Genomic DNA, 13,614 nt, shown 5'->3' on the forward strand with positions numbered 1-13,614 from the left:
CGCGGATCAACAGCGGAAGGCGTGGGAGTACCGGATGTGATCGACGGGTGGGGTCTGAGCGAGTTTCAAGGCCGTCGGGGTCGCGTCGCCGATCACGGCCACGCGGACGGCAACGTCTTCGCAGAAGGCGATCCCCTCGTCGCTTGGGGTGTCGTTGCCGACCCCATACTCGCCCGCGGGTGGCGGGGTGATGTCGAGGGCCGGGCCGTGCGGGCACGGCACCCGCTCCGGCACGCGGTCGGGGCTCCGCGGCTGGGGGTCATCCGGCTCGGCGTGGCGGTGGCACGGGCACGACCTGCACACCGGGGCGTTGTCGCACACGGCGGCCGGCGCCGCGGGGCGGAGCAGGTCGGCGAGCTGACACGGGCAGCGCAGCGGACCGCCGGTCGTGACCGACAGTATCGCTGCGACAATTGCCGTGAGTGCCCGCATGGCTGCCGCCCGGAACGCGATCCACGGAACTCCGTGGGTCGATTCGATCATCGGCCGGATGGCGGGTCGAACCGGAGGAAAAGACCGCAGGCGCGGAAAAGTCGGAACGACCGACGACATCGGCCGCGACCTGCAGCCGGCGTATACTGACGGGGACTCGGGCGTTGTTGTAGCCGCGATTGGCCTTCGAGCCGCCCTCACGGAGCTAGAGGGGACGATGAACCGCTTCTTCACCTTCGCGGCGGCCGCCGGCGTGGTGCTTGCCGGCGGGGCAACCGCTCAAGCCCAGTACTTCCACGGGCACGTCCACTACCACCACGGCCACTACCACCTGCACGGGCACTGGCACTACCCGACCCCCGTCTACCCGGGGATCGGTACGTCAGGGTACTTCGCCCCGGCGGCCCGGCCCACGGTGATCGTGGCGCCGCCGGCCGCGCCGGTGATCGTGCCCCCGGCCGCTCCGCCCGTGCTGAGGCCGAACCCGCTGCCCGCCCCCGCGCCGGCGGCCGTCGGCCCGGGGCTGACGCTGCGGCTGCCGGCCGAATTCCCGAACCCGGTCCACGTGCGGGTCGAGCAGCGAGACTACGAGTTGCGGCCGGGGACGGAGGTGACCGTGAAGGACCGGGCGAGCTACCTCGTGGAGTTCGACCAGGGCGGGGTGTTCGGGCCGTTCTCGGCCGAGTACGTCGAGGGCGTGTACCGGTTCGCCGCCGGCGCCCGCGGCTGGCGGCTCGAACCGGACGCCCCCCGGCGGAATGACCTGCCTCCCACTCCGCGGCAGTGACGCGCGGGGCGGAACGGGCCGACCGGCTGCTCTACGCCGTATTCGCGTGTTCGGGTGCGGCCGCGCTCGTGTTCGAGGTGTCGTGGTCGCGGCAGGTCGGGCTCGTCCTCGGTAACACGGCCGATTCGGTGGCTGTGGTCCTCGCGGCGTACTTTGCCGGCCTCGCCGTCGGGCAGACGCTCGGCAGCAGGATCGCGCGGCGGGTCAGTCCACTCGTCGGGTACAGCCTCTGCGAACTACTCGCCGCGGCATGGGGGCTCGGGCTCCCGTCGGTCCTCGCCGCGTGGGACGCACCTGCAGAGGCTCGCGCCGCGTGGTGCTTCGCCGTCCTGCTCCCCGCCACGGCCCCGCTCGGGGCGACGTTCCCACTCCTCGCCGGGCACCTGTCACGCCGCACTCCCGGGGGCGGCCGCCGGGTCGCGCTCGCTTACGCGGCGAACACCGTCGGCGGGGTGGTCGGCGTGCTCGCGGCCAGCGCCGGGGGGCTGGTCGTCGTCGGGGTCACGGCGAGCAGTTACCTCGCCGCGGGGGTGTGCGCCGGCTGCGGCGCCACGGCGCTGGCGCTGGCCCGACGCGGCGGGGTGGCGGCCGTCCCCGCGGCCGCGTCGTCCGGCGGGGCGGGCTGGTGGGTCGGGCTGGCGGCGCTGTCCGGGCTGGCGACGCTCGGGCTCGAAGTGCTCTACGCCCGGATGTTCGCGCTGGTGCTGCACAACAGCACCACGAGTTTCGGCGTCGTCCTCGCCACGTTCCTTGCTGGCCTCGCGCTCGGGGCGGCGGCCGCGGCGGCGCTCGGCCGGCGCGTCGGTCCCGCCCGACTCGCCGTTGCCGCCGCCGGTCTTGGGGCGGTGGCCGTACTCACCTCCGTCGTCCTTTTCGTGCGCCTCACCGGCCTCAACGACTTCGAGGCCGGCGACACCCCGGCCGGCTACTTCGCCGGAGTGCTGGCGCTGGCGGTGGCGGTCGTCCTGCCGCCCGTCGTGTTGCTCGGAATGGTGCTTCCCGCAGCCTTCGCAGGGGCGGGAGGGGCGCTGGGGCGGGTCGTGGCGGCGAACACGCTCGCGGCGGCGGTCGGCTCCGTCGCCGCCGGCTACCTGTGGCTCCCGGCGCTCGGCCTGTGGTGGGCGTTCTCGGTGCCCGCGGCGCTGCTCGCGCTCCCCGCCGTCGCCGCACTCGTGGCTCGCGGGCGGGTCGTGGCCGGCGGCGGGCTCGCGGCGCTGGTCGCGGCGGCGGTTATGCTGGTGGGCGCGAGCCCACGGCAGCCGACGGGGGACGAGGCCGCTCGCGGCGAAGAGATCATTCGCCGCTGGGAGACGCCCTACGGCTGGATCGACGTGGTCCGCTCTCGGGCCGACGGGTCGTTCCGGGTGCGAGAGAATCTCCACTACCGGCACGGCTCGACCGGCGCGAACGCGGCCCGCGAGTACCGCCAGGGGCGGCTCCCGCTGCTGCTGCACCCGGCCCCGCGCGAGGTCGCCTTCCTCGGTCTCGGCACCGGGTTGACGGCCGCGCCCGTCGTCGCCGACTGCGGCGTGGAGCGGGCGGTGGTGGTCGAACTCATCCCGGCGGTAGTAGAGGCGGCGCGGCTGCTCGGCGACGCCAACCGCGGGGTGGTGGACCACCCGAAGGTCGAGGTGCGCGTGGACGACGCGCGGCACTACCTCCGCCGCACCGACCGGCGGTTCGACGTGGTGGTGTCGGACCTGTTCGTGCCGTGGGAGAGCCGCGCCGGCTACCTGTACACGATCGAGCACGCCGCGGCGGTGCGGCGATGTCTGCGGCCGGGCGGGCTGTTCTGCCAGTGGGTGGCACTGTACCAGGTCGGCCCGGACGAGTTCGAGCTGATCGCCGACACCCTCGCCGCGGTGTTCCCGACGGTGACCGTCTGGTGGGGCCAGTTCGACGCGCGGTACGGGATGGTGGCGCTCGTCGGCTCCGACGCGCCGCTGGTGCTCGACCCGGACCGGCTGGCGGCGCGGTTCGACGCGGCCGGCGACCCGCCGGGCGGGGCGGACCCGGAGTTGGCCGCGCCGGCGTCACTCCCGGACCTGTACGCCGGCGACTGGCCCGCCCGCCCCGGCCGGCGGCTGAACACCGACGAGCACCCGTGGCTGGAGTTCACCGCCCCGCTGAGCCAGCGGACCGCCCGCACCCTGACCGGCCCCCGCCTCCGCGCGTACTTCGACGCCGTTCTCGGTGTGCTCCCGGCGGACGGCGTCCGGTTCGACGGCCCCCTCGCGGGCCTCGCCGGCCCCACCCGCCGCCGCGAGGCCCAGCGACTCGGCCTGACCGGTCGTTAGACCGCCGCACGCGGTTGCCCGGCTCGCCCGGCGCGGCCGGCGGATAGTTCACGGACCCCGCGTACGCCCCATCCGTTCGGCCGTCTGGCTCGTGACCGCGTGGGTATGAGCACGGACCAGCGATCGAGCGTCGGGGGAGTCAGGCCGCCGCCTGTCCGCTGCTCGGGTCGAACCAGCGGTACACGGCCGGGATCACGAACAGCGTCAGGAGCGTGGACGTGACCCGGCCGCCGATGACGACCGTGGCCAGCGGCCGCTGCACCTCCGCCCCGGAGCCCGCCGACACGGCCATCGGGATGACCCCCAGCGTCGCCACCGATGCGGTCATCAGCACCGGCCGGAGCCGCATCATGGACCCGTCGAACGCCGCGGCCGCGGGGTCGCGACCCGCCTTCCGCAGGTCCACGATGTAGGTCACCAGCACCACGCCGTTCAGCACCGCGACGCCGAACAGGGCGATGAACCCGACGCCGGCCGAGATGGAGAACGGCAGCCCGCGCAGCCACAGCGCGAACACGCCGCCGGTGGACGCCATCGGCACGTTCAGGAAGATCAACAGCGCCAACTTGGCCGAATTGAACGTCGAGTGGAGGAGGACGAAGATCATCACCAGCGCGACCGGCACCGCGACCGCCAGCCGGGCGCTCGCCTCCTGAAGGTTCTTGAACGTCCCGCCCCAGGCAACCGTGTACCCGGTCGGCAGCGTCACCTCCCGGTCCACCGCCGCCCGGGCCTCGCCGACGAACCCGGCCAGGTCGCGGCCGCGGACGTTGCACGGGATCACGATTCGCCGCCGGATCGCGTCCCGGCTGATCTGGGCCGGCCCCTCCTCCAGCTTCAGCGCCGCCAGCTGCTCCAGCGGCACCGGGCGGCCGGCCTTGTCCGTCACCCGGATCTGGCGGATCGCGTCGAGCCGGTCGCGCCAGTCGGGGCCGAGACGGACCTGGACCGGGAACTGGAGTTCCCCACGAAATACGGACACGGGGTTAAGGGTTATTGGGGGTTTGTGGCTTCGTAGTTGACCGGTGACAGGTAGCCCAGAGCCGAGTGTCGCCGGACGCGGTTGTAGAAGGTCTCCATGTACTCGAAGATGCTGGCCTTCGCCGCCTCGCGGGTGGCGTAGTCCTCGTCGTGAATCAACTCCTTCTTCAGCGTCGCGAAGAAGCTTTCCATCGGGGCGTTGTCCCAGCAGTTCCCACGCCGGCTCATGCTGCACGTGATCCCTTCCTCGCCCAACACCCGCTGGTAGTGCTCGCTCGCGTACTGGCTCCCCCGATCCGAGTGGGCCACCAGTTCGGACCCCGGGAGACGACGGAGGACCGCCGACTCCAACGCATCCACCACCAGCCGGCTCGTCATCGTCGCGTCCATCGACCACCCGACCACCATCCGGCTGAACAGGTCCTCGACGGCCGCCAGGTACAACCACCCTTCGCGGGTCGGGATGTACGTGATGTCCGCGACCCAGGAGCCGTTGGGTCGGTCCGGGTCGAACTGCCGATCCAACAGGTTCTCGGCCACCGGCAAGGTGTGGTTCGAGTCGGTCGTCTGCCGGAACTTCCGCTTCGTCTTGGCGGCAATCCCGGCGTCCCGCATGAGGCGTGCGACGGTGTTGACGCAGCAGCCGTGTCCGCGAGCCGCCAACTCCGCGTGGATGCGTGGGCTGCCGTAGCGACCCTTGACCTCGGCGTGGACGGCCTCGATCTCGACGGTCAACTTCTCCCGCCGCTTCTCCCCCGGGCTGGCGTCGCGAAGACCCCAGGAGTAGTAACCCGCCGTGGAGACGCCGAGGGCGTCGCACATCCACGCGACGGGCCACCGGGCCCGGTGCTCGTCGATGAAGGCGTAGCTCACGGCGACTCCCGGGCGAAGAGTGCCGTAACTTTTTTTAGGATGTCCCGCTCGGCCTTGAGGCGTGCGACCTCGGCCCGGAGTCGGCGGAGTTCCTCGTCGGCGGGCGGGAGGTTGCCGTGCCCCGGGAAGACCTGGTCGGGTTCCGCTCGGAGGGCATGCTTCCACCGCCGGAGTAACTCCGCGGCGATCCCGAGGCTTCTCGCGACCTCGGACACGGACTTCCCCTTCTCGGTCACCAGCTTCACCGCCGCGATCTTGAACTCGCGGGTGAAAACGCGTCGTGCTTCTGCCATCGGGGTCTCCTGTGAGGGAAGAGTACCCCTTAACTTGGTGTCCGCAACTCGTGGGGAACTTCAAACCGCCGCTACCCCTCGTACACCTGCCCGACCTCCTTCCCGCCGATGACCGCCACCGCGTCGAGCACGTCCCGCACGTTCACCCCGTGCCGGGCGACGGCCGCCCGGTCCACGACCACCCGCAGGCACGGCAGCCCGCCGGTCTGCTCGACTGACACGTCCGCCGCCCCGGGCACCCGGGACAGCGCCTTCGAGACCTCCTCCGCCTTCGCCCGGAGGAGGTCGAGGTCGTCCCCGTACAGGCTGATCCCCAAGTCCGACTTCACACCCGCGACCAGCTCGGCGACCCGCAGCTCGATCGGCTGCGAGAAGCTGTAGGCGTTGGCCGGCACCTCCGCCTCCAGGGCGCGCTCCATCGCCGCGACGAGTTCCTCCTTGCTGGGGAGCCGTAGATCGCCAGGCCACTTGGAATGGACTGCTACTTCCCTCACAGCCGTGTGTCTGAGGTTGAGGGCCAAGGTAGCAGTCATCACGACGGCCGGCGGGGTTGCCTCAATCAGCGCGGTTCTCTTCGGGTCGCACCCCCCGTCAGTACCCGGTTCCGTCCGCGTCGGCGTGACGACTCTTCCGCCGAGAGACGGTCGAGCCCGAGTGAAATGCGATTGTAGCTGCGGGTCGGCGGGGAGGCGACGGGTCGGGCGCGGCGTCCGGGTGGAGTTGTTCCACCGACTCTGGAGGGGTAAACTACCCACCAACGACATCGTCGGGGGGTTCGCGTGTCCGTGGCAGTGAGGCTCGTTCTGGTCGTCGGCCTGCTCGCCGGACAAGCTCCGGTGTGCAAGGTCGCGGTCGCGCGGTCGCTCACCCGCACCCATACCGTCCAGATTGCTACGGCCCCCGCGTGCAAGAAGGGGTGCTGTGCGGCCCAGCGCCCGCGGGTGCCCGCTACCCCCACCCGGGACAACAGGCCACCGACCGAGCCGCGCTGCCCGACCGACTGCCTCTCGCCCCTCTGTAGCCCCGTCCCGGTGCTGAACGAACTCCCCGCCGCCGTCGTCCGCGACGCAGTGGCGTCCGAACATTTGCCGGCCACGACCGCCATATCCCCGAGTTGCGAGTACGCCTTCCGGCTCGACCGCCCCCCGCGCGCCTGACCCGTCCGCCCGGTCCCGGGCACGCCCAACACCCGCTCACGCGCCGCGTGACGCCGACACCCATTCACACCACCGCCGTGAGGCGAGGGTGATCGCATGGCCAACCCGCACGCCGACCTCGGCGCGCTGACCGTTACCCGGTCCGCGGTCGTCCCCGCAATCCGCCTCCCCCGCCGATGGGTGAGCCGGGTGGCGCTCCCTTTCGCGCTCGTCGGCGGGTTCGCCGGGCTCGTCCTGTGGGCGTCGTGGGATGTCGTGTCCCCGCCCGCCGACGTGAAGGTCGTGCCCGTCCGGGTGCAGACCGGCGCCGCCGAGGTGGTCGTCGGCCGGGAGTTGTTCCGCGCGAACGGGTGGGTCGAACCGCTCCCGCGGCCGACCGACGTGACCGTGCAGACGGAGGGGATGTACCGGGTGGCCGAGGTGCTCGTCTACCCCGGCGACCGGGTCGAGGCAGGGAAGGAACTCGTTCGCCTCGACACCGCCCGCGCCGCCCTCGACGTTGATGCGGCCGGGAAGCGGCACGCCAAGCGGCTTGCGGCGGCCCGCGCCGCCCGGGCCGACGTGACAAAGGCCGGCGTTGCCGTCACCAACGCCGGGGCAACGGTCGGGCTGGCGAAGGCCGAAGGGGAGGCCGACGCCACCGCCGCCGCGGCCGACGCGGCGAAGGCCGGCGTCGCGGTCAAGGCGGCCGAGCTGACCGCGGAGGTCGAGGAGGAGTTGTGGCGGTCGAAGGCCGCGGGGTCGGACGTGCGGCTCCGCCAGGCCAAGCAGGCGGTCGAGCTGGCGAAGGCCGAGCGGGACGCCGCCGCCGCCCGGCTGGGGAAGGCGAGGACGGGGGCCGCGGTTCGCGTTACGCAGGCGGAGCTCGGGATCGCCGCCGCCGAGGCCGACCGGGCGAGCCTCGCCGCCCGCGCCGACGAGGCCGACCAGGACGCGGCCGACGCGGCGGTCGAGGTGCGGCGGGCCGAGCTCGAACTCGCCCGGGCGAAGGTCGTCGCCCCCTTCGCAGGTGTCGTCATGGGGTTGCACGTCCGACCCGGGCGGATCGTCGGCGGGAAGGACGCGCTCGCCGAGAGCAAGGGGGCGGTCGTCACGCTCTACGACCCAGCCCGGCTCCAGGTGCGGGTTGAGGTGCCGGTGGCGAAGTTCGCGATGGTCCGCCGCGGCGGGCCGGTAGAGGTCGAGGTCGAGGACGTCCTCCCCGGGCGGAAGCTCGCGGGCACGATCGCCTACGACGCGCACCTGGCGAACGTCAGCCGCAACAGCGTCCCGGTGACCGTCGAGCTCGCCAGCACACCGCCGGTGGAGTTGCGGCCCGACATGATCGCCGCCGTCCGCTTCCTCGCCCCGCCGGCGTCCGGCCCGGCGAAGGCCGAAACCGCCCGCCGGCTCGTCGTCCCGCGCCGGCTCCTCGTCGCCGACGGCGGCGGGGTACGGGTGTGGGTGCTCGACCCGGTCGCCGGGCGGGCCGACCTGCGGGCGGTTGAGCTGGCACCGGGCGAGGCCGACCGGCAGACGGAAGCGGCCGAGGTGGTCGGCGGGCTGAACCCGACCGACAAGCTGATTGCCACCGGCCGCGACGGGCTCCGCCCCGGCGCCCGGGTCCGCGTCGTCGGGGAGGACCGCTGATGCCGCTCGTCGAGATCGAAGGGCTGTCGAAGGTGTACCGGAAGGGGAGCCAGGAGGTGCCCGTCCTCCGCGACCTCGACCTGACGGTGGACGCGGGCGAGTTCGTCGCCCTGATGGGGCCGTCGGGCTCCGGGAAGACGACGCTCCTGAACCTCATCGCCGGCATCGACCGGCCGACGAGCGGCGTTATTCGCGTCGGTGGGGACGACCTGGCGAAGCTGTCGCGCACGAAGCTGGCGGCGTGGCGGGCGCGGAACGTCGGGTACATCTTCCAGCTCTACAACCTCATCCCGGTCCTCACCGCGTTCGAGAACGTCGAGTTGCCGCTGTTGCTCCTCCCGCTGTCGCGGGCCGAGCGGCGGAAGCGGGTCGAGGTGGCGCTCGACGCGGTCGGCCTGCTGGACCGCCACGACCACTACCCGCGGCAGCTCTCCGGCGGTCAGGAGCAGCGGGTCGCCATCGCCCGGGCCGTCGTCGGCGACCCGACCATCCTCGTGGCCGACGAGCCGACCGGCGACCTCGACGCCGACACGGCCGACGCCACGCTGGCGCTGCTGAAGCGGCTCAACGACGAGATGGGGAAGACGCTGGTGATGGTGACCCACGACCCGCACGCGGCCGCCGCGGCGAAGCGGCTGGTGCGGTTGGAGAAGGGGGCGCTCGTGGCGAGCGACCTCCGGGCCGTGCCCGCCCGCGGGCCGCTCACCCGGGCGGGGGCGTGACCGTGCTGAAGTTCCTCCCCTACGTCCGCAAGAACGTCCTCGGCCACCGCGTCCGCACCGCGATGACCGTCGCCGGCACGGCGCTGCTGCTGTTCCTGTTCCTGTTCGTGACCGCGATTCAGGGTGGGCTCGACCGGGTGCTCGGCGCCCGCGACGACCGGCTCATCGTGTTCCAGGCGTACCGCTTCTGCCCGAGCTCCAGCCAGCTCCCGGTCTTCTACGCCGACACCATCCAGGGCGTGCCGGGGGTGAAGTCGGTGTTGCCCGTCAAGGTGGTGGTGAACAACTGCCGGGCGAGCCTCGACACGGTCGTGTTCCACGGCGTCGATCCGAAGCTCCTGCCGGCCGTGCGGCCGAACCTGACACTCCTCGCCGGCGACTGGGGCGCGTTCCAGGCCCGCACCGACGCGGCGATCGTCGGCCGGCGGATCGCCGAGCGCCGCGGGCTCCGGCCGGGCCAGTCGTTCACCGTCGCGGGCGTCACCGTCCAGGTCGCCGGGGTGTTCGCGTCGGACGGCACTGGGGAGGAGAACGTGATCTACACGCACCTCAACCTCCTGTCGAACCCGACGGCGCACCACGTCTACCACGCGACGCTGTTCGAGGTGCAACTCGACGACCCCGAGCATGCCCGGGCGGTCGCCGCCGCGATCGACGCGAAGCTGAAGGAGAAGTTCGAGGTGCCGACCGAGACGAAACCGCAGAAGGCGCACTACGCCGCCGCCCTGGCCGACCTCCTCGACCTGATCGGGATGACTCGCTGGCTCGGGTTCGTGTGCGTCGGCGTCGTCGTGGTGCTGGTGGCGAACTCGGTGGTGATGTCGGCGCAGGACCGCGTGAAGGAGCACGCCGTGTTGCAGACGCTCGGCTTCTCCGGGCCGCGGGTGTTCTCGCTAATGCTCGCCGAGAGCTGCCTCATCAGCCTGGCCGGGGGCGTGGTCGGAACGGTGGCGTGCGTGGCGTTCCTGCTGTGGCGGCCGATGACGCTCTCGACCGAGGGCGCGAGCATCGACTTCGTTGCGTCCCCCGGCTTGGTGGCGTCGGGGCTGCTGCTGTCGCTGGCCGTCGGGTTCGTCGCCGGGGCGGTCCCGGCGTGGCAGGCCGGGCGGGCGGAAATCGTGTCCTCGTTGCGGTGACCCGGATGCGGCTCCTCCCGTGGGACTACGGCGTGCGGAACCTCGGCCGGCGGCCGGTGCGGACGGCGCTGACCGCGCTCGGCCTCGGCCTCGTCGTGTTCCTGCTGCTCGTGGTGCTCGGGTTCGTCCGCGGGCTGGAACTGAGTCTGCAACAGAGCGGCGACCCGGAGGTGGTGCTGCTCCACAACGCCAACGCCGCCGAGAATCTGGAGAACTCGTCGATCGCCGACGAGGTGGCGGCACTGGCCCGCACCGAGTTCTCGGCACACCTCGTGAAGTACGGCGAGGCCGCGGCCGTGTCCCCGGAGCTGACCATCGCCGGCCGCGTGCAGGTGGGGGACGCCACGACGCTCGCCGTGTTCCGCGGCGTGGACCTCGACCGGGCGTTCCTCGTCCGCCGGCAGGTGGCGCTGGTCGAGGGGACGCTCCCCGGCCCCGGCGAGGTGCTCGTCGGCCGGCTGGCCCCGGCGAAGCTCGGCGTCGAGCCCGCCGAGGTGGGCGTCGGGCGGTCGATCAGCATCGAGGGGAAGCCGTGGCGGGTGAGCGGTCGGTTCGCCGCCCCGGGGACGCTCCTCGAAGCCGAGGTGTGGTGCCGGCTCGACGACCTGAAGGCGGCGATGCGGCGGCCGAACGACGTGAGCGTGGTGGCGATGCGGTTCGACCCGGCCGGCGACCCGGCGAAGCAGATGGGGTACGTCGAGTACTTCTGCCGCAACCGCCGCCCCGACCTGGAATTGGCGGGGAGCCGCGAGTCGGAGTACTACGCCTTCCTCGGTAAGCACTACGCCCCGATGCGGGCGCTGGCGTGGCTGCTGGTCGGGCTGGTGGCTGCGGCCGGGGCTTGCGGGGCGGCGAACACGATGTACGCGGCGGTGTCCGGGCGGGTGCGGGAGTTCGCGGCTCTTCAGGCCGTCGGCTTCCCCCGGCGGGCGATCGCCGTGAGCCTGTTGCAAGAGTCGGTGATCCTCGCGGCGGCCGCGACGCTCGCGGCGGCGGGGCTGGCGCTCGGGCTGGCGCACGGGGTGGCGGTGCGGTTCACGATGGGGGCGTTCGCGCTCCAGATCGACCGGACGGCGCTGCTCGTCGGGTGCGCGGCCGGGCTCGGGCTGGGCGTGTTCGGGGCCGTCCCCCCGGCGGTGCGGGCGTTCCGCCTGCCGATCCCCGACGCGCTGAAGGCGACGTGACGAATCCCCCCGGTGTTGCCGGGTTCCTTCCGAGGTGTCCCATGACGACGCGACTGACCCCCTTCGCCCTCCTGCTCGCCGCCGCGGTCGGGTGCGGCCAGCCCGCGCCGCGGCCGGAGGCGCAGCAGCCGCCGTCGCCGACCGCCGCGGCGGGCGACGCCTCGAAACTGGAGCCGCTGGTGATGGCCGAGAAGCCGGCGGGGGCGATCACCGTGAACGAGGCGCTCACGAAGAAGGCCGGCGAGAAGGTGGTCGTGACCGGGCAAGTGCCGACGGAGAAGGTGAAGCCGTATAACGCGGCGTTCGCCACGTTCGTGATGCTGTCGCACGCGGACATGGCGAAGGACGACATCAAAGAGGAGTTCGACTGCGACAACGCGGCCAAGTGCCCGACCTGCAAGGCGATCCTCGACGAGCACGCGGTGCGGGTGGAGTTGGTGGACGCGAAGGGGGCGCCGGTCGCGGCGACGCTCGAAGGATTCCGTGGGCTGAAGCCGGGGAGCACGATCACCGTCGAGGGTGAGGTCCGGCGCGAGGGGAAGGACAACAAGCTGGTGCGCGTCGTCGCCACCCGGTTCTACCCCGGCTGACGCCGGCCCGGGCGGCTTTCAGTGGCGCCGCACGGGCGGCGCGGCCGATAACACCGACACGCCGCGACAGGCACGGAGGCCGGATGCGGTCGGTGACTCACGTTCTCGTGCGGGTCGTACTCGCCGCGGGGCTCCCCGCGGTGCTCGGCTGCGCGTCCGTGCCGCCCGCCCCCCCGGCCTACCCCTCCCGCGCGGTGCCGGTGTCCGTGTCGCCCCCCGCACCGAGGCCGGCCGGGGCCGCACCGCGGGGGGAGGACACGGACACGGCGGTCCGTCCCGCGTCCGCGGTCGAGCCGGTGCCGGCGTTCCCCGGGCTGAACGACCTCCTCGCGCTCGCCCAGGCCCGGAACCCGGACCTGGCGGCGGCGGCGGCGCGCGTCGGCGAGGCGCGCGGGCGGATGGTTCAGGCCGGGCTCTACCCAAACCCCACCGTCGGCTACTCGGGGAACCAGATCAACGACGGCCCGGGCACCCCCGGCCAGCAGGGCGGGTACGTCGCCCAGGAGTTCGTCACCGCGGGGAAGCTGCGGATCGCCACGGCCGCGGCCCGGGCCGGGGTGAGCGCCGCCGACTGGCAGGCGGCGTCGACGTGGTTCGACACCGCCGCCCGGGTCCGCACCGCCTACGTCGAGTACCTCACCGCGCGGGCCGTCCTGCGCGAGACGGAGCGGACGGCGGAATTGTTCGCCGGGGGGCTCGACCGGGCCGAGAAACTCACCGCCGGCGGGAAGGCCGAAGCCTACGACGTGACCCGGCTGCGGGTCGAGACGGTGCAGATCGCCAACCGGGTCGGTGGCGCCCGGCAGCGGGTCGCGGCCGCCGAGCGGCTGCTCGCGGTGGCGGTGGGCGTGGCCCAGCTCCCCGCGATCGCGGAGGGCGAACTCCCGCCGGCCGTCGCGCTCCCCGGGTACGACGAGGCGGTCGAACTCACCGGGCGGTCGTCGTTCGTCCTGGCGGCGGCGGCCGAGGCGGAGCAGGCGCGGGGCGAGCTGCGGGCGGCGGAGGTGCGACCGGTCCCGAACGTCCACACGATGACGACGGTCGCCCACGACTACACCACCCGCGCGCCGATGGCGAGCGTGCAGGTCGGCGTTCCGCTCCCGGTGTTCGACCGGAACCGCGGAAACATCGCTGCCGCGCAGGCGAGGCTGGTGGCGGCCGAGGCAGGCGTCGAGCAGGCCCGGCTGCGGGCGACCGAGCGATTGGCTGGGGCGTACCAGCGATACGAGAACGCCCGGCGGCAACTCGACCTGTACCGGACGCGCGTGCTCCCGGACGCGGCCGCCGCGCTGGAGCAGATTGACCGGGTATACGCCGCCCGCGGCGAGCGGTTTCTCGACACCCTCGACGCCCGCCGGGTGTTGACCCAGGCCCGGATCGACTATACCCAGACGCTCGGCGACCTGTGGGCCGCCGCCGCCGAGATCGAGGCCGTCACTCAGCCCGGTCGGTAGGGGCGACACCGATCTCACCGTCTCGTTTGCAGATGAAATCCCGTCTTTCGCATTGTGCGTCGGTCCGACACGCCACGTT

At 72.8% G+C, this 13,614-nt stretch carries 13 protein-coding genes; 9 read left to right on the forward strand and 4 right to left on the reverse strand.

The genetic code is table 11. The features are described from left to right. Positions 1-6: 6 nt before the first annotated feature. A complete protein-coding gene (locus tag ETAA1_RS16265) occupies positions 7-432 on the reverse strand; it encodes a hypothetical protein (protein ID WP_145240228.1) in 426 nt (141 codons plus the stop codon). 217 nt (positions 433-649) lie between these two features. Here ETAA1_RS16265 and ETAA1_RS16270 point away from each other — a divergent pair, with 217 nt between their 5' ends. Both ETAA1_RS16270 and ETAA1_RS16275 read left to right on the forward strand, forming a co-directional pair. Further along, positions 650-1,219: a hypothetical protein gene (locus ETAA1_RS16270; RefSeq protein WP_145240230.1), complete on the forward strand. Its 570-nt coding sequence runs from the start codon at positions 650-652 to the stop codon at positions 1,217-1,219. Beyond that, entirely contained in the window at positions 1,216-3,516 is a 2,301-nt protein-coding gene (locus ETAA1_RS16275; protein WP_145240232.1) for a fused MFS/spermidine synthase, read from the forward strand. The genes ETAA1_RS16270 and ETAA1_RS16275 overlap by 4 nt, the downstream gene beginning before the upstream one ends. Positions 3,517-3,655: 139 nt before the next feature. Here the strand turns inward: ETAA1_RS16275 and ETAA1_RS16280 are convergent, their stop codons facing one another. The 3 genes from ETAA1_RS16280 to ETAA1_RS33685 form a co-directional block, all read right to left on the reverse strand. Further along, on the reverse strand, positions 3,656-4,498 hold the full coding sequence (locus ETAA1_RS16280) for an efflux RND transporter permease subunit (protein WP_238389229.1): 843 nt from the start codon (positions 4,496-4,498) through the stop codon (positions 3,656-3,658). Positions 4,499-4,509: 11 nt separating this feature from the next. Beyond that, positions 4,510-5,663, reverse strand: a protein-coding gene (locus ETAA1_RS16285; RefSeq protein ID WP_145240233.1) for an IS3 family transposase whose coding sequence is annotated in 2 segments (ribosomal slippage) — positions 4,510-5,393 and positions 5,393-5,663 — 1,155 coding nt in all. Because the reading frame shifts where the segments join, the coding sequence is not laid out codon by codon here. Between the two features lie 71 nt (positions 5,664-5,734). Beyond that, complete coding sequence (locus tag ETAA1_RS33685; RefSeq protein ID WP_315851277.1) at positions 5,735-6,541, reverse strand: efflux RND transporter permease subunit; 807 nt, start codon at positions 6,539-6,541, stop codon at positions 5,735-5,737. Here ETAA1_RS33685 and ETAA1_RS32920 point away from each other — a divergent pair. The 7 genes from ETAA1_RS32920 (at position 6,443) to ETAA1_RS16320 (ending at position 13,535) form a co-directional block, all read left to right on the forward strand. Next, positions 6,443-6,820, forward strand: a complete 378-nt coding sequence (locus tag ETAA1_RS32920) for a hypothetical protein (RefSeq protein WP_238389231.1) — start codon at positions 6,443-6,445, stop codon at positions 6,818-6,820. The two genes, ETAA1_RS33685 and ETAA1_RS32920, sit on opposite strands and share 99 nt — an antisense overlap. Positions 6,821-6,916: 96 nt before the next feature. Beyond that, positions 6,917-8,449, forward strand: coding sequence for an efflux RND transporter periplasmic adaptor subunit (locus ETAA1_RS16295; protein WP_145240237.1), 1,533 nt, complete (start codon positions 6,917-6,919; stop codon positions 8,447-8,449). Then, a complete protein-coding gene (locus tag ETAA1_RS16300; protein ID WP_145240239.1) occupies positions 8,449-9,171 on the forward strand; it encodes an ABC transporter ATP-binding protein in 723 nt (240 codons plus the stop codon). The genes ETAA1_RS16295 and ETAA1_RS16300 overlap by 1 nt, the downstream gene beginning before the upstream one ends. Next, positions 9,168-10,307: an ABC transporter permease gene (locus tag ETAA1_RS16305; protein WP_145240241.1), complete on the forward strand. Its 1,140-nt coding sequence runs from the start codon at positions 9,168-9,170 to the stop codon at positions 10,305-10,307. The genes ETAA1_RS16300 and ETAA1_RS16305 overlap by 4 nt, the downstream gene beginning before the upstream one ends. A 5-nt stretch (positions 10,308-10,312) precedes the next feature. Beyond that, positions 10,313-11,491, forward strand: coding sequence for an ABC transporter permease (locus tag ETAA1_RS16310; protein ID WP_145240243.1), 1,179 nt, complete (start codon positions 10,313-10,315; stop codon positions 11,489-11,491). Positions 11,492-11,532: 41 nt separating this feature from the next. Continuing rightward, positions 11,533-12,081, forward strand: a complete 549-nt coding sequence (locus ETAA1_RS16315; protein ID WP_145240245.1) for a hypothetical protein — start codon at positions 11,533-11,535, stop codon at positions 12,079-12,081. A gap of 92 nt (positions 12,082-12,173) precedes the next feature. Beyond that, on the forward strand, positions 12,174-13,535 hold the full coding sequence (locus ETAA1_RS16320; protein WP_202920174.1) for a TolC family protein: 1,362 nt from the start codon (positions 12,174-12,176) through the stop codon (positions 13,533-13,535). Positions 13,536-13,614: the final 79 nt, after the last annotated feature.

Origin of the sequence: Urbifossiella limnaea, from assembly GCF_007747215.1 — a bacterium.
GTDB classification, from domain to species: domain Bacteria; phylum Planctomycetota; class Planctomycetia; order Gemmatales; family Gemmataceae; genus Urbifossiella; species Urbifossiella limnaea.